Origin of the sequence: Vibrio sp. NH-UV-68 (assembly GCF_042940635.1) — a bacterium.
Lineage (GTDB): Bacteria > Pseudomonadota > Gammaproteobacteria > Enterobacterales > Vibrionaceae > Vibrio > Vibrio pacinii.
The window spans coordinates 264041-280512 of record NZ_CP134975.1 but is presented as its reverse complement, the minus strand read 5'-3'; the positions used below and the strand labels follow the sequence as shown (position 1 = coordinate 280512).

28 protein-coding genes are annotated in these 16472 nt (G+C 46.0%); 6 read left to right on the top strand and 22 right to left on the bottom strand.

The annotated features are described in order from the left end of the window. The first annotated feature begins 42 nt into the window (after positions 1 to 42). The 4 genes from cpdB (at position 43) to ViNHUV68_RS01325 (ending at position 4089) form a co-directional block, all read left to right on the top strand. A complete protein-coding gene (gene cpdB / locus ViNHUV68_RS01340) occupies positions 43 to 2004 on the top strand; it encodes a 2',3'-cyclic-nucleotide 2'-phosphodiesterase (protein ID WP_391088977.1) in 1962 nt (653 codons plus the stop codon). Between the two features lie 106 nt (positions 2005 to 2110). Beyond that, the gene (locus ViNHUV68_RS01335) at positions 2111 to 2674 is read left to right on the top strand and encodes a Crp/Fnr family transcriptional regulator (RefSeq protein WP_038175203.1); all 564 of its coding nucleotides are present in this window, start codon (positions 2111 to 2113) and stop codon (positions 2672 to 2674) included. A 70-nt stretch (positions 2675 to 2744) separates the two neighbouring features. Continuing rightward, a complete protein-coding gene (locus ViNHUV68_RS01330; RefSeq protein WP_038175201.1) occupies positions 2745 to 3197 on the top strand; it encodes a GNAT family N-acetyltransferase in 453 nt (150 codons plus the stop codon). Further along, on the top strand, positions 3187 to 4089 hold the full coding sequence (locus tag ViNHUV68_RS01325) for an EamA family transporter (protein WP_391088975.1): 903 nt from the start codon (positions 3187 to 3189) through the stop codon (positions 4087 to 4089). The genes ViNHUV68_RS01330 and ViNHUV68_RS01325 overlap by 11 nt, the downstream gene beginning before the upstream one ends. On the opposite strand, the gene ViNHUV68_RS01320 is transcribed toward ViNHUV68_RS01325, so the two are convergent. Further along, positions 4035 to 4610: a LysM-like peptidoglycan-binding domain-containing protein gene (locus ViNHUV68_RS01320; protein ID WP_038175198.1), complete on the bottom strand. Its 576-nt coding sequence runs from the start codon at positions 4608 to 4610 to the stop codon at positions 4035 to 4037. The genes ViNHUV68_RS01325 and ViNHUV68_RS01320 overlap by 55 nt on opposite strands. Before the next feature lie 230 nt (positions 4611 to 4840). On the opposite strand from ViNHUV68_RS01320, the gene ViNHUV68_RS01315 reads away from it, so the two are divergent. Next, positions 4841 to 5461 (top strand): FKBP-type peptidyl-prolyl cis-trans isomerase, encoded by a 621-nt coding sequence (locus ViNHUV68_RS01315; protein WP_038175196.1) that lies wholly within the window; start codon positions 4841 to 4843, stop codon positions 5459 to 5461. Between the two features lie 100 nt (positions 5462 to 5561). Further along, positions 5562 to 6065 carry a DUF2780 domain-containing protein gene (locus ViNHUV68_RS01310; RefSeq protein ID WP_038175194.1) on the top strand — a complete coding sequence of 168 codons (504 nt, stop codon included), beginning with the start codon at positions 5562 to 5564 and terminating at the stop codon, positions 6063 to 6065. Positions 6066 to 6173: 108 nt separating this feature from the next. On the opposite strand, the gene rplQ is transcribed toward ViNHUV68_RS01310, so the two are convergent. The 21 genes from rplQ to rpsC all read right to left on the bottom strand — a co-directional run bounded on the left by rplQ (position 6174) and on the right by rpsC (position 16458). Further along, the gene (gene rplQ, locus ViNHUV68_RS01305; RefSeq protein WP_004410405.1) at positions 6174 to 6554 is read right to left on the bottom strand and encodes a 50S ribosomal protein L17; all 381 of its coding nucleotides are present in this window, start codon (positions 6552 to 6554) and stop codon (positions 6174 to 6176) included. A 26-nt stretch (positions 6555 to 6580) separates the two neighbouring features. Next, the gene (locus ViNHUV68_RS01300; RefSeq protein ID WP_038175193.1) at positions 6581 to 7573 is read right to left on the bottom strand and encodes a DNA-directed RNA polymerase subunit alpha; all 993 of its coding nucleotides are present in this window, start codon (positions 7571 to 7573) and stop codon (positions 6581 to 6583) included. A 23-nt stretch (positions 7574 to 7596) separates the two neighbouring features. Further along, on the bottom strand, positions 7597 to 8217 hold the full coding sequence (gene rpsD, locus ViNHUV68_RS01295) for a 30S ribosomal protein S4 (RefSeq protein WP_038175192.1): 621 nt from the start codon (positions 8215 to 8217) through the stop codon (positions 7597 to 7599). Between the two features lie 27 nt (positions 8218 to 8244). Continuing rightward, complete coding sequence (gene rpsK / locus ViNHUV68_RS01290; RefSeq protein WP_001118870.1) at positions 8245 to 8634, bottom strand: 30S ribosomal protein S11; 390 nt, start codon at positions 8632 to 8634, stop codon at positions 8245 to 8247. Positions 8635 to 8654: 20 nt separating this feature from the next. Then, positions 8655 to 9011 (bottom strand): 30S ribosomal protein S13, encoded by a 357-nt coding sequence (rpsM, locus tag ViNHUV68_RS01285; RefSeq protein WP_005435100.1) that lies wholly within the window; start codon positions 9009 to 9011, stop codon positions 8655 to 8657. Between the two features lie 148 nt (positions 9012 to 9159). Then, complete coding sequence (rpmJ, locus tag ViNHUV68_RS01280; protein ID WP_000868186.1) at positions 9160 to 9273, bottom strand: 50S ribosomal protein L36; 114 nt, start codon at positions 9271 to 9273, stop codon at positions 9160 to 9162. Between the two features lie 39 nt (positions 9274 to 9312). Further along, positions 9313 to 10647 carry a preprotein translocase subunit SecY gene (gene secY / locus ViNHUV68_RS01275; protein ID WP_038175190.1) on the bottom strand — a complete coding sequence of 445 codons (1335 nt, stop codon included), beginning with the start codon at positions 10645 to 10647 and terminating at the stop codon, positions 9313 to 9315. Positions 10648 to 10667: 20 nt separating this feature from the next. Next, positions 10668 to 11102: a 50S ribosomal protein L15 gene (rplO, locus tag ViNHUV68_RS01270; protein WP_038175188.1), complete on the bottom strand. Its 435-nt coding sequence runs from the start codon at positions 11100 to 11102 to the stop codon at positions 10668 to 10670. Between the two features lie 5 nt (positions 11103 to 11107). Beyond that, complete coding sequence (gene rpmD / locus ViNHUV68_RS01265) at positions 11108 to 11284, bottom strand: 50S ribosomal protein L30 (protein ID WP_000201159.1); 177 nt, start codon at positions 11282 to 11284, stop codon at positions 11108 to 11110. Positions 11285 to 11291: 7 nt separating this feature from the next. Further along, positions 11292 to 11795 carry a 30S ribosomal protein S5 gene (rpsE, locus tag ViNHUV68_RS01260; protein ID WP_038175186.1) on the bottom strand — a complete coding sequence of 168 codons (504 nt, stop codon included), beginning with the start codon at positions 11793 to 11795 and terminating at the stop codon, positions 11292 to 11294. A 14-nt stretch (positions 11796 to 11809) separates the two neighbouring features. Next, complete coding sequence (gene rplR, locus ViNHUV68_RS01255; protein ID WP_391088968.1) at positions 11810 to 12163, bottom strand: 50S ribosomal protein L18; 354 nt, start codon at positions 12161 to 12163, stop codon at positions 11810 to 11812. Between the two features lie 9 nt (positions 12164 to 12172). After that, positions 12173 to 12706, bottom strand: coding sequence for a 50S ribosomal protein L6 (gene rplF, locus ViNHUV68_RS01250; protein ID WP_038175184.1), 534 nt, complete (start codon positions 12704 to 12706; stop codon positions 12173 to 12175). Positions 12707 to 12719: 13 nt separating this feature from the next. Further along, entirely contained in the window at positions 12720 to 13112 is a 393-nt protein-coding gene (gene rpsH, locus ViNHUV68_RS01245; RefSeq protein ID WP_038175182.1) for a 30S ribosomal protein S8, read from the bottom strand. Between the two features lie 29 nt (positions 13113 to 13141). Then, a complete protein-coding gene (gene rpsN, locus ViNHUV68_RS01240) occupies positions 13142 to 13447 on the bottom strand; it encodes a 30S ribosomal protein S14 (protein WP_038175180.1) in 306 nt (101 codons plus the stop codon). Between the two features lie 17 nt (positions 13448 to 13464). Further along, positions 13465 to 14004 (bottom strand): 50S ribosomal protein L5, encoded by a 540-nt coding sequence (rplE, locus tag ViNHUV68_RS01235; RefSeq protein ID WP_038175178.1) that lies wholly within the window; start codon positions 14002 to 14004, stop codon positions 13465 to 13467. Between the two features lie 23 nt (positions 14005 to 14027). Further along, a complete protein-coding gene (gene rplX / locus ViNHUV68_RS01230) occupies positions 14028 to 14345 on the bottom strand; it encodes a 50S ribosomal protein L24 (protein ID WP_038175177.1) in 318 nt (105 codons plus the stop codon). A 12-nt stretch (positions 14346 to 14357) separates the two neighbouring features. Continuing rightward, positions 14358 to 14729, bottom strand: a complete 372-nt coding sequence (gene rplN, locus ViNHUV68_RS01225; protein WP_004410450.1) for a 50S ribosomal protein L14 — start codon at positions 14727 to 14729, stop codon at positions 14358 to 14360. Positions 14730 to 14892: 163 nt separating this feature from the next. After that, positions 14893 to 15147, bottom strand: a complete 255-nt coding sequence (rpsQ, locus tag ViNHUV68_RS01220; protein WP_038175176.1) for a 30S ribosomal protein S17 — start codon at positions 15145 to 15147, stop codon at positions 14893 to 14895. Next, positions 15147 to 15338, bottom strand: coding sequence for a 50S ribosomal protein L29 (rpmC, locus tag ViNHUV68_RS01215; RefSeq protein ID WP_011078825.1), 192 nt, complete (start codon positions 15336 to 15338; stop codon positions 15147 to 15149). Before rpmC ends, rpsQ begins: the two co-directional genes overlap by 1 nt. Beyond that, positions 15338 to 15748, bottom strand: coding sequence for a 50S ribosomal protein L16 (gene rplP / locus ViNHUV68_RS01210; RefSeq protein WP_038175174.1), 411 nt, complete (start codon positions 15746 to 15748; stop codon positions 15338 to 15340). Before rplP ends, rpmC begins: the two co-directional genes overlap by 1 nt. A gap of 11 nt (positions 15749 to 15759) precedes the next feature. Continuing rightward, positions 15760 to 16458, bottom strand: a complete 699-nt coding sequence (gene rpsC, locus ViNHUV68_RS01205) for a 30S ribosomal protein S3 (protein WP_038175172.1) — start codon at positions 16456 to 16458, stop codon at positions 15760 to 15762. Positions 16459 to 16472 lie beyond the last annotated feature (14 nt).

Sequence of the window (16472 nt, the reverse complement as noted above, 5' to 3'; positions counted from 1 at the left end):
TTACATTATGCAGCGTCTAACTAAACGCTATCGGAGCTCAAAATGAAAGTAGCAGTGAAACCTCTGTCTCTTGCCATCCTCGGCGCAATGCTGACCATGGCTGGTCCTGCAATGGCAGATACGATCAAACTTCGTATTGTCGAAACGACTGATATTCACACCAACGTAATGGATTACGACTACTACAAAGACAAACCATCGCAAAAAATCGGTCTTACTCGCGCCGCAACACTCGTCAAGCAAGCTCGTGCTGAAGTAGAAAACAGTGTCTTGGTTGATAACGGTGACTTGATTCAAGGCAGCCCAATGGGAGACTACATCGCAGCAAAAGGCATCAAAGCTGGCGAAGTTCACCCAGTCTACAAAGCGATGAACCAATTGAGCTACGACGTCGGTAACATCGGTAACCACGAATTTAATTACGGTTTAGAGTTCCTCGCAGAAACCCTTAATGACGCAGATTTCCCATACGTCAATGCCAACGTATTCGATAAAAAAACTGGCGAGCACTACTTCAAGCCTTACATGATCAAGTCACACACCTTCAAAGACGTTGACGGTGCTGAGCACGAAATCAAAGTGGGTTACATCGGCTTTGTACCACCACAGATCATGGTTTGGGATAAGAAAAATCTCGAAGGCAAAGTGTTTGCAAAAGACATCAAAGAGACGGCTGAAGAACTTGTCCCTCAGATGAAAAAAGAGGGGGCGGACGTTATCGTTGCGATCCCACACTCTGGAGTCGCTTCTGAACCACATAAAGTGGGTGCCGAGAACTCAACCTACTACCTAGCAGAAGTCGATGGCATCGATGCGATTGCTTTTGGTCATTCCCACGCGGTGTTCCCAGGTAAAGGCTTTGATAATATCCAAGGCGTCGACAACCAAGCAGGCACTATCAATGGCGTCGCGGCTGTCATGCCTGGCCGCTGGGGTAGTCACGTTGGTGTGATTGATCTTGAGCTTAAAGAGCAAGACGGCAAATGGACAGTGGTTAAGAGCCAATCGCAAGCACGCCCAATCTTTGATAAAGCCACCAAGAAACCGCTAGTTGACGCCGATGCGGAGATGGTAAAAGTACTTGAAGCCGACCACAAAGGCACGCGTGATTTTGTTAATCAACCGATTGGTAAAGCCAACGATGTGATGTACAGCTTCTTGGCCTTGGTGCAAGATGATCCAACGGTTCAGATCGTTAACTTAGCGCAAAAAGATTATGTCGAGCGCTTTATTCAGGGTGACCCTGACTTGGCCGATATCCCAGTGCTCTCCGCCGCCGCACCATTTAAAGCGGGCGGTCGTAAGAATGATCCAGGTAACTTTACCGAAGTTGAGTCTGGTCAGTTAACTTTCCGCAACGCTGCCGATCTTTACCTCTACCCGAACACGCTTGTGGCGATGAAGGTAACAGGTAAAGAAGTCAAAGAGTGGTTGGAATGCACCGCAGGTCAGTTCAAACAGATTGACGTGAACAGCAGCGCACCTCAACAACTGATTGATTGGGATGGTTTCCGTACGTACAACTTTGATGTTATCGATGGGGTCAACTATCAGATTGATGTCACTAAGCCTGCTAAGTACGATGGTAACTGTAAAGTCATCAACCAAGATGCCGAGCGTATTGTTGATCTGACTTACCAAGGTAAACCTATCGATACCAAGCAAGACTTCATTATCGCAACCAACAACTACCGCGCTTACAGCAACAAGTTCCCAGGAACTGGCTCTGACTTTGTCGCGTTCGACTCACCAGATGAAAACCGCTCCGTTATCGCAGCTTACATTAGTCGTGTTAGCCAAGAGAAAGGCCAAGTCACACCAAGTGCGGATAACAACTGGTCATTTGCACCGATCCAATCAGATAAGGCTCTCGATATTCGCTTTGAAACCTCACCGAGCGACAAAGCAGCACAATTTATCGAGCAAAAAGGCCAATATCCAATGAAGCGCGTCGCCACTGACGATGTCGGCTTTGCGGTCTACCAAATTGACTTACAAAAATAGTCTTTAAGTACGCCAAAAGCCGCGACTCTGTTCGCGGCTTTTTTATCTTTCTGCTGGCATAAAATCGGTTAGAATCAGTTCACCTTCCTCCAATCAGACTGCAACCATGTTAGACGGCTTTAAGCAGCAACTCTCAGAATACGGTTTTAACTCATGTGAAATAAACCAACTGTGCCAATCTGCCCAGCTTATTGAGCTCCCCACTCGCCACATTTTGCTTCATCAGGGACAAATGGCCCAAGAGATCTATTTCTTACTTGATGGAATTTGTCACTCCGCTTACCTGACCGAGAAAGGCAAAGAGTTCAGCAAAGAGTTTTATTGGGAAAACGATTGGATTATTGGTTTCGAAAGTTTAATCAAACAGCAGCCCTCCCCCTATTTACTTGAGTCTTTAACGCCCTGCTCGATGATCGCTTTACCACTTGAAACGTTACGAATTTGGCGCGCTGAAAAACAGAGCCTGTATCTTAAGTTACTCGAAACTCAATTAATGCATAAAGAGAACAAAGAACGCTTTATGTTGCTTTACAGTCCGGAGGAACGTTATGCACTGTTTTGTCAGCACTTTCCTCATCTACTCACTCGGCTCAATGACTATCAAATTGCCGCTTACTTGGGAATTACATCGATCAGCTTGAGTCGTATCAAAAAGCGCGCTCAAAGTTAACAATTGTTAATGTCGAACTTGAAGTGAGTTGCTACATTCGCGCTAAACACAGCAGTAAGGCAAAGCAAACATGATCGATTGGCAACTCATTCCTTTTTCACAGCTTGACACCACTCAGCTCTATCAGCTACTAAAACTCAGGGTCGATGTTTTCGTCGTTGAGCAGACGTGCGCCTACCCTGAGCTTGATGATAAAGATCATCAAGCAGGGGTTTACCATCTTCTTGGCTACCAAAATCAACAATTAGTCGCATGTGCGCGTTTACTACCTAAAGGCGTTAGTTACCCTAGCAGCAGTATTGGTCGTGTCGCGACACTGGCGAGCAAACGCGGCGGCGGTTTAGGTCACCAACTCATCAAACAAGCCATCGCAAGCTGCCAAACACTTTGGCCAAATGAGAGCATTGAAATCGGCGCACAACAACACCTCGCTAACTTTTATCAACGGCATGGTTTTGTCCAAACGTCACAGATGTACCTTGAAGATGATATTCCCCACATCGACATGAAGCTTGAGAAATAGCGTGGTTGCCTCAGCGACTTATAGCGCCATTCTGCTATTGGTGGTTGGAAACTTGGCTGCATCACTGTCAGATGTAGCCGTTAAGTTGCTTGATGGCCAAGTCTCTACGTTTCAATATGTGTTTCTGCGCCAATTGATTTCCACTGCAGTGATTTTTCCTTTGTGGTGGCGACAAACACCAAGCAACAAGCGACTGCATAGCCCCAAACTTAATCTATTTCGCGCCCACCTGATCATCATCGGTAGCGCTTGTATGGTGGTGGCGATTACTCATCTAACGTTAGCGACCGCCAATGCAGTGTTCTATGCAGCGCCACTATTGATGTTGCCGTTGGCCGTATTGCTACTGGATGAAAAAACGTCGCTACAACGCTGGGTCGCCTCCATCTTTGGCTTTATCGGTGTGATTGTGGTCTTGCGTCCTTCAGAGTTCCATTGGGCCGCCCTATTTGCTTTGGGCACAACGCTGACGCTAGCACTGTTTAACCTGACCGCACGTAAACTGCCCAGCGATCAGGGCGTGATCAGTACCCTTTTCTGGACATCGCTACTTTCATTGCCCGTGTCAGCCCTGCTGGCTTTTATCTATTGGACACCGATTTCACTCGCTCATTTGACACTTATCGTCGCCAGTGCGAGCTTAATATTAGTTTACAACGGTCTGGCTGTGATGGCTTATCGAAAGGCGCCTGCTGGCCAGATTGCGATAGCAGAAAACTCAGGGCTAATCTTCATAGTGTTATTTGGCGTGATTGGGTTTGATGAGATTCCAGACTGGATGACGGCACTAGGGATAACAATGATCATTCTCCCCCTAATGCCTTGGCAATTTCTGGGTTACTTGCTGCGACCAAAACCGCCGTCTGACAAGCGGAAAAACATCACTGACTGATTGTTTTTTTCAAGCTGCAGAATATCGAGCTGACCATCATCCGCCAACTTAAATCGCACCAGCTGGCCTTGTTTGATGTAGCTTAACGGTTTATCAGAACCTTCAACTTTAACCAGTGCGTTTAAGTCTGCCATTGCTAATCCATTACTACGGAAAACCTGCGCTAAGGTATCGCCATTTTGCACTTGATACTCTTTCCACGTATCAGCTGAAGCCTGTGACTTTTTTTGATCACTGTTTTGCTCGCTCAAACTGCGGGTGTTGATATCCACATTGACACGCTGAGTCGCTAATGGCTCAGGAGAATTACTGGCAGCACCAGGTGTAGGTGCTGGAATTATCAGTAAAATAACCAATATCGGTATCAGAACCATTAATGCACGCTGATGAAGTTTTGGTAGTGTCTGCCACTTCTCTATGACACGCTGCTTGGTAGTTGACCAGTCAACTGAGTTGAGCTTTGCCTTTACCATCTCAACGTAATCCACTTTCTGTTGTCTGTTCTTCTTTCTGCGGTTCATCGCACCTTGTCTCCAAATGGGCGTTGTTCTAAGTATAAAAACCAAGCCGCTATCAGTATAGGAATTTTATTGATTGATAGTGATAGCGCGGTCAAATTTGGCCGAAACATGGTTAAAAAGAGAGACGGATCTCAGCCTGTAACACCCCACTCGAATGCCCAACGACCATTTCATCATAAGCCCATAACTGGTATCCTTGACACTTTATACACCATAAATAGAGAGACACCATGTCTGAAGTAAAATTTGACACTGTAGAGCAAAAAGCAAGCTACGGTATCGGTCTACAAATGGGTCAGCAACTGGCTGGTTCTGGTCTAGAAGGTCTTAACGTTGACGCTATCGCAGCAGGTATCGCAACCGCACTTGTTGGTGAACAGCCAGCAATTGAAGTGGATGAAATCAACGCTGCACTTCAAGAACTTCACACTCGTATGGAATCATCACGTCAAGAAGCCGCTAAAGTTGCAGCAGCTGACGGTGAAGCGTTCCTAAAAGACAATGCTCTACGTCCAGAAGTAACGGTTCTTGAGTCTGGCCTACAGTACGAAATGATCACTGAAGGTACTGGTGAAATCCCAACTTCAGACAAGCAAGTTCGCGTTCACTACCACGGCGAACTAACAGACGGCACTGTATTCGACAGCTCTGTTTCACGTGGTCAACCTGCTGAGTTCCCTGTAACAGGTGTTATCAAAGGTTGGGTTGAAGCACTTCAACTAATGCCTGTAGGTTCTAAATGGAAACTCTACATCCCGCAAGATCTTGCTTACGGTGAGCGCGGCGCAGGTGCAGCAATCCCTCCATTTGCAGCTCTTGTTTTCGAAGTAGAGCTACTAGACATTCTTTAATTTACTGATTAATTAAAGCAATAATCAACGGCGATACTTTTGTATCGCCGTTTTTTGTCTATGATACTCACAGATGTTGATAAAACGATAGGGACGAATAATGAATAAACGCATTTTACTGGGCAGTTGCCTCACTTTAGCTCTGCTCGGTTGTCAAAGCACTGGCACGCAAGGTGATACCACGCAAGCGAGCAACACTAACTACAATCAATTGGCAACAGCAGCGCTCACGGGTGCTTTACAAGTTTGGGGGCAACAGTCAGGAGCCGCTAGCACTGACTTAGCGTCGACGGTACAACAAGCGTCTGGCGTTACCTCAGAACAAGCCGTTGGAGGGATTGGTTCGATGCTGGCGCTGGCACAAAGCTCATTAGGAAGTAGCCAAAGTAGCGAGCTCGCAAATCTTATACCAGGCTATGAGTTGCTTGAAAGCAGTGGACTTTCTTCGATGATAACCAATAGTGGCGCAGTAGACAGTGCCTTCGCAGCACTGGGAATGGACCCAGCAATGGTGAGTACCTTCGCACCACTGATCATCAACGCCCTTCAAAGCCAAGGAGCAAGCTCTGCGTTAATGCAGGGGCTATCGAGCATTTGGCAATAGTACATACAATAGTACATACGCTGTAATCGTGTAGTAACGATGTTGCACTTTTCTACAGGCACAAAAAAACCGAGCTAATGCTCGGTTTTTTCGTTCATACGAACCTGATTACTCAGCAGCTTCTTCAGCAGCTGGGCGATCTACAAGCTCAATGTAAGCCATTGGAGCTTTATCGCCAGTACGGAAACCAGCTTTTAGTATACGAGTGTAACCGCCCTGACGAGCAGCAAAACGTGGACCTAGTTCGTTAAATAGTTTTGCAACTACTTCGTTGTCACGAGTACGTGCAAATGCTAGACGACGGTTAGCAACGCTGTCAGTCTTAGCTAGTGTAATCAAAGGCTCAACTACGCGACGTAGCTCTTTTGCTTTTGGCAATGTAGTCTTGATAACTTCATGACGTACTAGAGAGCTAGCCATGTTGCTAAACATCGCTTTACGATGTGAGCTGTTGCGGTTGAGTTGACGACCACTCTTACGATGGCGCATGACCTAATCCTTCTAACTATTATCGATTAATCTTCAGCGATAGACGCTGGTGGCCAGTTTTCTAGGCGCATACCCAGAGACAGACCACGTGATGCAAGTACGTCTTTAATCTCTGTAAGAGATTTTTTACCAAGGTTAGGCGTTTTAAGTAGCTCAACCTCAGTACGCTGTACAAGATCACCGATGTAGTGAATCGCTTCTGCTTTCAGACAGTTAGCAGAGCGAACTGTTAGTTCAAGATCGTCTACAGGACGCAGTAGGATCGGATCGAATTCTGGCTTCTCTTCCTTCTCCTCAGGTACACGTACATCACGAAGATCTACGAACGCATCCAATTGTTCAGCTAGGATAGTAGCTGCACGACGGATTGCTTCCTCAGGGTCTAGCGTACCGTTCGTTTCCATATCGATGACAAGCTTGTCTAAGTCTGTACGCTGCTCTACACGAGCCGCTTCAACAGAATAAGCAATTTTATCCACTGGGCTGTACGTAGCGTCAACCAGTAGGCGACCAATAGGACGCTCATCTTCTTCAGTATGGATACGAGCTGAAGCCGGAACATAACCACGACCACGTTCAACTTTGATACGCATTGCGATCTCAGCGTTGTCATTAGTTAGATGACAAATAACGTGTTCAGGGTTAGCGATCTCTACATCACCATCATGGGTGATGTCACCTGCAACCACAGGGCCCGAGCCTGATTTATTCAAAGTAATGAACACTTCATCTTTGCCTTCGGCAACGTGTACAGCCAAACCTTTAAGGTTTAGTAGGATTTCAAGAATATCTTCTTGAACGCCTTCTTTAGTGCTGTACTCATGAAGTACGCCTTCAATTTCTACTTCTGTTACAGCACAACCTGGCATAGAAGATAGAAGAATACGGCGAAGTGCATTACCAAGAGTATGGCCAAAACCACGCTCTAATGGCTCAAGAGTTACTTTTGCGTGAGTCGTGCTGACTTGTTCGATGTCAACAAGACGCGGCTTAAGAAATTCTGTTACAGAACCCTGCATTGTGTCCTCTCTTTAGTTTAACCTTACTTAGAGTAAAGCTCGACGATCAATTGTTCGTTGATGTCAGCAGACAGATCTGAACGCTCAGGCATACGCTTGAATGTTCCTTCCATCTTACTACCATCTACTTCAATCCAAGTTGGTTTTTCACGTTGTTCAGCAACTTCTAGAGCAGCCTTAATACGAGATTGCTGTTTAGCTTTCTCGCGGATAGAAACAACGTCATTAGCCGCAACTTTGAAAGAAGGAATGTTTACAACTTTACCGTTAACTAGGATAGCTTTATGGCTAACTAGCTGACGTGCTTCTGCGCGAGTTGCGCCAAAGCCCATGCGGTAAACCACGTTATCAAGACGACCTTCAAGAAGCTGAAGTAGGTTCTCACCCGTGTTGCCTTTAAGGCGCGCAGCATCTTTGTAGTAGTTACGGAATTGTTTTTCTAGAACGCCGTACATACGACGTACTTTTTGCTTCTCACGAAGCTGAACGCCATACTCAGATAGACGACCGCGACGAGCGCCGTGTACACCTGGTGCGTTATCAATTTTACACTTGGTATCGATCGCGCGTACACCAGACTTAAGGAATAAGTCAGTACCTTCGCGACGGCTAAGCTTCAGCTTAGGACCCAAATATCTTGCCATGATCTTTCTCCAGTGTTCTAAAAAACGTTATACGCGACGTTTCTTAGGTGGACGACAACCGTTATGAGGGATTGGTGTAGCATCAACGATGTTAGTGATGCGGAAACCAGCAGCGTTCAGTGCACGAACTGTAGATTCGCGACCTGGACCTGGACCCTTAACCATAACTTCCAAGTTCTTTAGACCGTATTCTTTAGCCATTTCAGCACAACGTTCAGCAGCAACCTGTGCAGCGAACGGAGTAGACTTACGAGAACCACGGAAACCTGAACCACCGGCAGTAGCCCATGCAAGAGCATTACCTTGACGGTCAGTGATGGTTACGATTGTGTTATTGAAAGAAGCATGGATGTGCGCTACGCCATCTGCTACTTGCTTGCGTACGCGCTTACGAGCGCGAGTTGGTTGTTTAGCCATTGTACTCTATACCTTCCCGATTATTTCTTGATCGGCTTACGCGGACCCTTGCGGGTGCGAGCATTGGTTTTAGTACGCTGTCCACGTAGTGGTAGACTGCGACGATGACGAAGACCACGGTAACAACCAAGGTCCATAAGGCGCTTGATGTTCATTGATACTTCACGACGTAGATCACCTTCTACAGTGTATTTAGCTACACCATCACGCAGTTGATCGATCTGCTCTTCAGTTAGTTCACTGATCTTAACATCTTCAGCAATACCCACTTCAGCTAGAATAGCTTGAGAGCGAGTTTTACCGATGCCGTAGATTGACGTTAGTGCAATCACAGCATGTTTTTGATCAGGAATGTTAATGCCTGCTATACGGGCCATTATTCACTCCATAGTGTTTCATAAAAGAATTAGCCGCAGCAAAGCCCGTTTAGGATACGCTGCGGAGTACTACTTCTTTTGCACGCAAAAGGTAGGCCGGGGAATATACTCGACACTACCTTATATTTCAAGTAAAAATTTCTGCTTATTAGCCTTGGCGCTGTTTATGCTTTGGCTCACTGCAAATCACGCGAACGACACCGTTACGCTTGATAACTTTACAGTTACGGCAGATTTTTTTAACGGAAGCACGAACTTTCATTGCTAAACTCCGTAGATGAAATCTGAGACTACTGTCGGATTAACGACCGTACCCTTTCAGATTTGCCTTCTTCAACACAGAATCATACTGTTGGGACATCAGATGAGTCTGTACCTGTGCCATAAAGTCCATAATAACAACCACTACGATAAGTAGTGATGTACCGCCGAAGTAGAAACGTACGTTCCACGCGACCATCATGAACTCAGGAATCAGACAGATAAAGGTAATGTAAAGCGCACCCGCTAGGGTTAAACGCGTCATTACTTTATCAATATACCTAGCTGTCTGTTCACCTGGGCGGATGCCGGGTACGAATGCACCTGACTTCTTCAAGTTATCTGCTGTTTCACGCGGGTTGAATACCAACGCCGTGTAAAAGAAACAGAAGAAAATAATCGCTGCTGCATAAAGCATTACATACAGAGGTTGACCTGGGCTAAGAGCCAAAGACACGTCAGTTAACCAACCGAACGCGCTGCTCTCACCATTTTGACCAAACCACTGCGCCAGTGTTCCTGGGAACAGGATAATGCTTGATGCAAAGATTGCTGGAATAACACCTGCCATATTAATTTTAAGTGGCAAGTGAGTGCTTTGCGCAGCAAATACTTTACGACCTTGTTGACGCTTTGCGTAGTTAACGACGATTCGACGTTGACCGCGCTCCATGAACACAACGAAGTAAATAACTGCAAAAGCAAGTACACCAATCAACAACAGAAGAAGTACATGCAATTCACCTTGACGCGCTTGCTCGATTGTTTGACCGATTGCAGATGGCAATCCAGCAACAATACCTGCAAAAATGAGTATCGAAATACCATTACCGATTCCGCGCTCTGTAATTTGTTCACCTAGCCACATTAGGAACATGGTACCGGTTACTAAACTTACGGTTGCAATAAGCGTAAACATGGTTTGGTTGATAACAACCAGATTATCGACCATGTTTGGTAGGCCTGTTGCAATACCAATCGCTTGGAATGTTGCAAGTACAAGCGTGCCGTAGCGTGTATATTGGCTTATCTTACGACGGCCTGCTTCACCCTCTTTTTTGAGTTCAGCTAACGCTGGATGAACTACAGTTAGCAGTTGGACAACAATAGATGCCGAAATATACGGCATGATGCCCAACGCTAATATAGATGCACGCTCAAGAGCACCACCGGAGAACATGTTAAACATTTCTACGATGGTACCTTTTTGCTGTTCGAACAAATCGGCAAGTACAGCTGCGTCAATACCAGGAATCGGCACGAAAGAGCCTGCTCGGAATACTAAAAGTGCACCAATTACGAATAATAAGCGCGACTTTAGCTCACTTAAGCCGCTCTGAGCACTACGAAAATCTTGTCCTGGTTTCTTAGCCATCTGTACCTCGTTCCTCGAGATTATTCCTCGATTTTGCCGCCTGCAGCTTCGATTGCAGCTTTAGCGCCTTTAGTCACACGTAGACCTTTAACAGTCACTGCTTTGTTAATTTCACCAGATAGAACAACTTTTGCAAATTCAATGTTCTTAGTGATAACGTTCGCAGCTTTAAGGCTGTTTAGATCTACAACGTCACCTGTTACTTTCGCTAGCTCAGCTAGACGAACTTCAGCAGACACTAGGCTCTTACGAGAAGTGAAACCGAATTTAGGTAGACGTTGTTTTAGAGGCATCTGACCGCCTTCAAAACCTGGACGGACAGAACCGCCAGAACGTGACTTTTGACCTTTGTGACCGCGGCCACCAGTTTTACCTAGGCCAGAGCCGATACCACGACCTACACGCTTAGCGGTAGTTTTAGCACCAGCTGCTGGTGATAGAGTATTCAAACGCATTCTGATTACTCCTCAACTTTAACCATGTAGTAAACCTTGTTGATCATGCCGCGTACACACGGAGTATCTTCAAGTTCTACTGTATGATTGATTTTACGAAGGCCTAAACCGCGCAAAGTAGCTTTGTGCTTAGGTAGGCGACCAATTGAGCTTTTAGTCTGAGTTACTTTAATAGTTGCCATGGTGTTCTTACTCCGAAATAGATTCAACAGTTAGACCACGTTTAGCAGCAACCATGTCAGGTGACTTCATGCTACCTAGAGCATCGATCGTAGCACGAACGATGTTGATAGGGTTCGTAGAACCGTATGCTTTAGATAGTACGTTGTGTACACCAGCAACTTCTAGTACTGCACGCATCGCACCACCTGCGATAACACCAGTACCTTCAGCAGCAGGCTGCATGTAAACTTTAGAGCCCGAATGGCGACCTTTCACTGGGTGGTGAAGGGTACCTTCGTTAAGCGCGATCGTAGTCATGTTACGACGTGCTTTTTCCATTGCTTTTTGGATCGCTGCAGGTACTTCACGAGCTTTGCCGTAACCGAAACCTACACGACCATTACCGTCACCAACTACTGTTAGTGCAGTGAAGCTCATGATTCGACCACCTTTAACCGTTTTAGAAACGCGGTTAACGGCGATTAGCTTTTCTTGCAAATCATTCGCTTGAACTTGTTGTTCTTTAGCCATCTTCCAACCCTACCTTAGAATTTCAGACCAGCTTCGCGAGCAGATTCTGCTAGCGCCGCCACTCGACCGTGGTATTGGAAACCAGAACGATCAAATGCAACTGCTTCTACGCCTTTTTCAAGAGCGCGCCCAGCAACGGCTTTACCCACTGCTTTAGCTGCATCGATGTTACCAGTGTTCTTAACTTGCTCACGGATCGCTTTTTCTACAGTAGAAGCTGCTGCGATAACCTCAGAGCCATTAGCTGCAATAACCTGAGCGTACACGTGACGAGGAGTACGGTGTACTACTAGGCGAGTTGCACCCAGTTCTGCAATCTTACGACGTGCGCGTGTAGCACGACGGATGCGAGATGCTTTCTTATCCATAGTGTTACCTTACTTCTTCTTAGCTTCTTTAGTACGCACATTTTCATCTGCGTAACGAACACCTTTACCTTTATAAGGCTCAGGCTCACGGTAAGAACGAATGTCAGCCGCAACCTGACCAACAAGTTGTTTGTCACAACCAGTGATCACGATTTCAGTTTGGCTTGGACATTCAGCTTTAATACCCGCTGGCAACTCGTGCTCAACTGGGTGTGAGAAGCCTAAAGTTAGGCCTACAGCGTTGCCTTTGATAGCAGCACGGTAACCAACACCCTTAAGGGTTAGCTTCTTAGTAAAGCCTTCAGTAACGCCAACAACCATGTTATTAACTAGAGCGCGAGCAGTACCTGCTTGTGCCCATGCGTTAGCAACACCTTCGCGTGGACCGAAAGTAAGATTGTTTTCTTCCTGAGCAACAACTACTGCGTCGTTAAGAACGCGAGATAGTTCGCCTTTAGCACCTTTTACAGTAACTTCTTGGCCGTTTAGTTTCACCTCTACGCCAGCTGGAATAGCGACAGGTGCTTTAGCAACACGAGACATAGTCTACTCCTTATTAAGCTACGTAACAGATGATTTCACCGCCAAGACCTGCTTTGCGTGCAGCTCGGTCTGACATCAGACCCTTGGAAGTTGAAACGACGGCAACACCAAGACCACCCATTACAGAAGGAAGTTGATCTTTCTTCTTGTAAACACGTAGACCTGGACGAGAAACACGTTTGATTTGCTCAATTACCGGTTTAGCTTGGAAGTACTTAAGAGTAACTTCTAGCTCAGGTTTTGCTTCGCCTTCAACAGCGAAGTCAACGATGTAACCTTCAGCTTTTAGTAGTGCAGCAATTGCAACTTTAAGCTTTGAAGAAGGCATTTTAACAGAGACTTTGTCTGCTGCTTGACCGTTACGAATGCGGGTCAGCATATCCGAAATCGGATCTTGCATGCTCATATGATTTACTCCAAATGATTAAGTGGCAATTACCAGCTAGCCTTACGAAGTCCAGGAATCTCGCCTTTCATGCAAGCTTCACGAACTTTAATACGGCTTAGACCGAACTTACGTAGGTAACCGTGTGGACGACCAGTTTGGTTGCAACGGTTGCGCTGACGTGATGCACTTGAATCACGTGGAAGAGATTGCAATTTAAGCACTGCATTCCAACGATCTTCTTCAGATGCGTTTACATCGCTAATGATAACTTTAAGCGCAGCACGCTTTTCAGCGAACTTAGCTACAAGTTTCGCGCGTTTTACTTCGCGCGCTTTCATTGAATTTTTAGCCATAACAGTAACCCTTCACCTTACTTACGGAATGGGAAGTTAAAGGCAGCCAGCAGAGCTCGGCCTTCCTCATCAGTACCAGCAGACGTCGTAATAGTGATGTCTAGACCGCGTACTTTATCAACTTTATCAAAGTCGATTTCCGGGAAGATGATTTGCTCGCGAACGCCCATGCTGTAGTTACCGCGACCGTCAAAAGACTTAGCGCTAACGCCACGGAAGTCACGTACTCGTGGAAGAGCGATATTAATTAAACGCTCAAGAAAATCCCACATACGTTCGCCACGCAAGGTTACTTTACAACCGATAGGGTAGCCTTCGCGGATTTTGAAACCTGCAACAGATTTACGCGCTTTAGTGATAAGTGGCTTTTGACCTGAGATCGTTGCCATATCACTTGCTGCGTTTTCTAGCAGTTTCTTGTCGTTGATTGCTTCACCAACACCCATGTTTAGGGTGATTTTCTCGATTCTAGGGACTTGCATGACGCTTGTGTAGCCGAACTCTTTGGCAAGTTCAGCGACTACAGACGACTTGTAGTAATCATGCAGTTTCGCCATAGTAGAACTCCAAATTACTTCTATTAGTTAGAAACGATTTCGTCGTTAGACTTAAAGAAACGAACTTTCTTACCATCTTCGAAACGGAAACCGATACGGTCAGCTTTACCAGTAGCTGCGTTGAAAATAGCAATGTTAGAAACGTCAATTGCTGCTTCCTGCTCAACGATACCGCCTTGGATACCTAGAGCTGGAACAGGTTTTTGATGTTTCTTAACAAGGTTAATACCTTCAACGATAACTTTACCGGTTGCTAGAACCTTAGTTACTTTACCTTTCTTGCCTTTATCTTTACCAGCAAGAACGATTACTTCGTCATTACGACGGATTTTAGCTGCCATCTTACGTGCTCCTTACAGAACTTCTGGAGCCAGTGAAACGATCTTCATGAACTTATCGCCACGAAGTTCGCGAGTCACAGGACCAAAGATACGTGTACCGATTGGTTGCTCAGTATTGTCATTCAACAATACGCAAGCATTACGGTCGAAGCGAATGACAGAACCGTCTGGACGACGTACGCCTTTACGGGTGCGAACTACCACCGCCTTCAGAACGTCACCTTTTTTAACTTTACCGCGAGGAATTGCTTCCTTAACAGTAACTTTAATGACGTCACCGATATGTGCATAACGGCGGTGAGAGCCACCCAGAACCTTAATACACATTACGCTGCGAGCGCCTGAGTTATCAGCTGCGTCCAGCATACTTTGCATTTGGATCATGTTAGTGCTCCGCTAATATATAAAAAAACTAGACCCTCACGGGTCGGGCTGCCTCTTTAAAAGGGACGCGAATTGTACCACCCTTTTTTATGATTGGGTAGTCAAAAAATAAACGGCCCCAAAAATATTTTTTGGAGCCGTTCTAGCTATAGAATAGAGAAGATTACATCTTCGCTTTTTCTAAAACTTTTACCAAAGTCCAAGACTTAGTCTTAGACAGTGGACGACACTCTGCGATTTCAACTTTGTCGCCTAGGCCACATTCGTTGTTCTCATCGTGTGCGTGTACTTTAGTCGTGCGTTTTACGAACTTACCGTAAATTGGGTGTTTTACGAAACGCTCGATAGCAACAGTGATAGACTTATCCATCTTGTCGCTAATAACACGACCTTGTTGAGTACGTTTTACTTCGCTCATTATGCGCCTGCCTTTTCAGTCAAAACAGTTTTCACACGTGCGATATCACGGCGTACAGCTTTCAGAGTATGAGTTTGCTGTAGTTGACCAGTCGCAGCTTGCATACGCAAGTTGAACTGTTCACGCAACAAATTCAATAGCTCAGAGTTAAGCTCTTCAACGCTCTTCTCGCGTAGATCTTGTGCTTTCATCACATCACCTGCTTAGTTACAAATGTAGTTTTGAATGGCAGTTTACGAGCCGCAAGGCGGAACGCTTCACGCGCCAATTCTTCAGGTACACCACCCATTTCGTACATCACCTTTCCAGGTTGGATTTGGGCTACCCAGTACTCAACGTTACCTTTACCCTTACCCTGACGAACTTCAAGTGGTTTTTCTGTGATAGGCTTATCTGGGAACACACGGATCCAGATTTTACCTTGACGCTTAACGTGGCGTGTCATTGCACGACGTGCCGCTTCGATTTGACGAGCAGTCAGACGACCACGGCCAATAGCTTTAAGACCGAATTCGCCGAAGCTTACATCAGTACCTTTAGCTAGACCACGGTTACGACCAGTCATAACCTTACGGAACTTAGTACGTTTAGGTTGTAGCATCTGTCGACTCCTTACTTACGGCCTTTGCGCTGCTTCTTAGGCTTGTCGCCTTTAGGCTCTACAGCGTTAGCTGCTGGCATGCCGCCTAGAATCTCACCTTTGAAGATCCAAACTTTAATGCCGATTACACCGTATTGGGTGTGAGCCGAAGAAGTTGCGTAATCAATGTCAGCACGTAGAGTGTGTAGAGGCACACGGCCTTCACGATACCACTCAGCACGTGCAATTTCAGCGCCGCCTAAACGACCACTTACTTGTACTTTGATACCCTTAGCACCTAGACGCATTGCGTTTTGTACCGCGCGCTTCATAGCACGACGGAACATCACACGACGTTCTAGTTGAGACGCGATGCTGTCGCCAACAAGCTGAGCATCTAGCTCTGGCTTGCGTACTTCAGCGATGTTGATCTGTGCTGGTACACCTGCAATTTTAGCTACAGCTGCGCGTAGTTTCTCTACGTCTTCACCTTTCTTACCGATAACAACACCTGGGCGAGCAGTGTGAATAGTCACACGGATGCTCTTAGCAGGACGCTCGATAATGATACGTGAAAGAGATGCTTTTTTCAGTTCGCTTGTAAGGAACTGACGTACCTTGAAGTCGCCGTCTAGGTTGTCAGCGAAATCTTTGGTGTTAGCAAACCATGTAGCATTCCAAGGCTTAACGATGCCTAGACGAATACCATTAGGATGTACTTTTTGACCCATTGCTTACTCTCCTA

Coding starts and splice junctions, on each gene's coding strand:
- rpsQ (WP_038175176.1), bottom strand. CDS start 15,147: ATGAGCGAAGTAAAACGTACTCAACAAGGTCGTGTTATTAGCGACAAG.
- cpdB (WP_391088977.1), top strand. CDS start 43: ATGAAAGTAGCAGTGAAACCTCTGTCTCTTGCCATCCTCGGCGCAATG.
- rplF (WP_038175184.1), bottom strand. CDS start 12,706: ATGTCTCGTGTTGCTAAAGCACCTGTCGCTATTCCAGCTGGCGTAGAG.
- rpsD (WP_038175192.1), bottom strand. CDS start 8,217: ATGGCAAGATATTTGGGTCCTAAGCTGAAGCTTAGCCGTCGCGAAGGT.
- rpsH (WP_038175182.1), bottom strand. CDS start 13,112: ATGAGCATGCAAGATCCGATTTCGGATATGCTGACCCGCATTCGTAAC.
- ViNHUV68_RS01335 (WP_038175203.1), top strand. CDS start 2,111: ATGTTAGACGGCTTTAAGCAGCAACTCTCAGAATACGGTTTTAACTCA.
- rpmJ (WP_000868186.1), bottom strand. CDS start 9,273: ATGAAAGTTCGTGCTTCCGTTAAAAAAATCTGCCGTAACTGTAAAGTT.
- ViNHUV68_RS01320 (WP_038175198.1), bottom strand. CDS start 4,610: ATGAACCGCAGAAAGAAGAACAGACAACAGAAAGTGGATTACGTTGAG.
- ViNHUV68_RS01310 (WP_038175194.1), top strand. CDS start 5,562: ATGAATAAACGCATTTTACTGGGCAGTTGCCTCACTTTAGCTCTGCTC.
- rpsC (WP_038175172.1), bottom strand. CDS start 16,458: ATGGGTCAAAAAGTACATCCTAATGGTATTCGTCTAGGCATCGTTAAG.
- ViNHUV68_RS01315 (WP_038175196.1), top strand. CDS start 4,841: ATGTCTGAAGTAAAATTTGACACTGTAGAGCAAAAAGCAAGCTACGGT.
- ViNHUV68_RS01330 (WP_038175201.1), top strand. CDS start 2,745: ATGATCGATTGGCAACTCATTCCTTTTTCACAGCTTGACACCACTCAG.
- rplP (WP_038175174.1), bottom strand. CDS start 15,748: ATGCTACAACCTAAACGTACTAAGTTCCGTAAGGTTATGACTGGTCGT.
- rpsE (WP_038175186.1), bottom strand. CDS start 11,795: ATGGCTAAAGAACAACAAGTTCAAGCGAATGATTTGCAAGAAAAGCTA.
- ViNHUV68_RS01300 (WP_038175193.1), bottom strand. CDS start 7,573: ATGCAGGGTTCTGTAACAGAATTTCTTAAGCCGCGTCTTGTTGACATC.
- rplX (WP_038175177.1), bottom strand. CDS start 14,345: ATGGCAGCTAAAATCCGTCGTAATGACGAAGTAATCGTTCTTGCTGGT.
- rpsN (WP_038175180.1), bottom strand. CDS start 13,447: ATGGCTAAAAATTCAATGAAAGCGCGCGAAGTAAAACGCGCGAAACTT.
- rplO (WP_038175188.1), bottom strand. CDS start 11,102: ATGCGTTTGAATACTCTATCACCAGCAGCTGGTGCTAAAACTACCGCT.
- rplR (WP_391088968.1), bottom strand. CDS start 12,163: ATGGATAAGAAAGCATCTCGCATCCGTCGTGCTACACGCGCACGTCGT.
- secY (WP_038175190.1), bottom strand. CDS start 10,647: ATGGCTAAGAAACCAGGACAAGATTTTCGTAGTGCTCAGAGCGGCTTA.
- rpsK (WP_001118870.1), bottom strand. CDS start 8,634: ATGGCTAAACAACCAACTCGCGCTCGTAAGCGCGTACGCAAGCAAGTA.
- rpmC (WP_011078825.1), bottom strand. CDS start 15,338: ATGAAAGCACAAGATCTACGCGAGAAGAGCGTTGAAGAGCTTAACTCT.
- rpsM (WP_005435100.1), bottom strand. CDS start 9,011: ATGGCCCGTATAGCAGGCATTAACATTCCTGATCAAAAACATGCTGTG.
- rplQ (WP_004410405.1), bottom strand. CDS start 6,554: ATGCGCCATCGTAAGAGTGGTCGTCAACTCAACCGCAACAGCTCACAT.
- rpmD (WP_000201159.1), bottom strand. CDS start 11,284: ATGGCAACTATTAAAGTAACTCAGACTAAAAGCTCAATTGGTCGCCTA.
- rplE (WP_038175178.1), bottom strand. CDS start 14,004: ATGGCGAAACTGCATGATTACTACAAGTCGTCTGTAGTCGCTGAACTT.
- rplN (WP_004410450.1), bottom strand. CDS start 14,729: ATGATCCAAATGCAAAGTATGCTGGACGCAGCTGATAACTCAGGCGCT.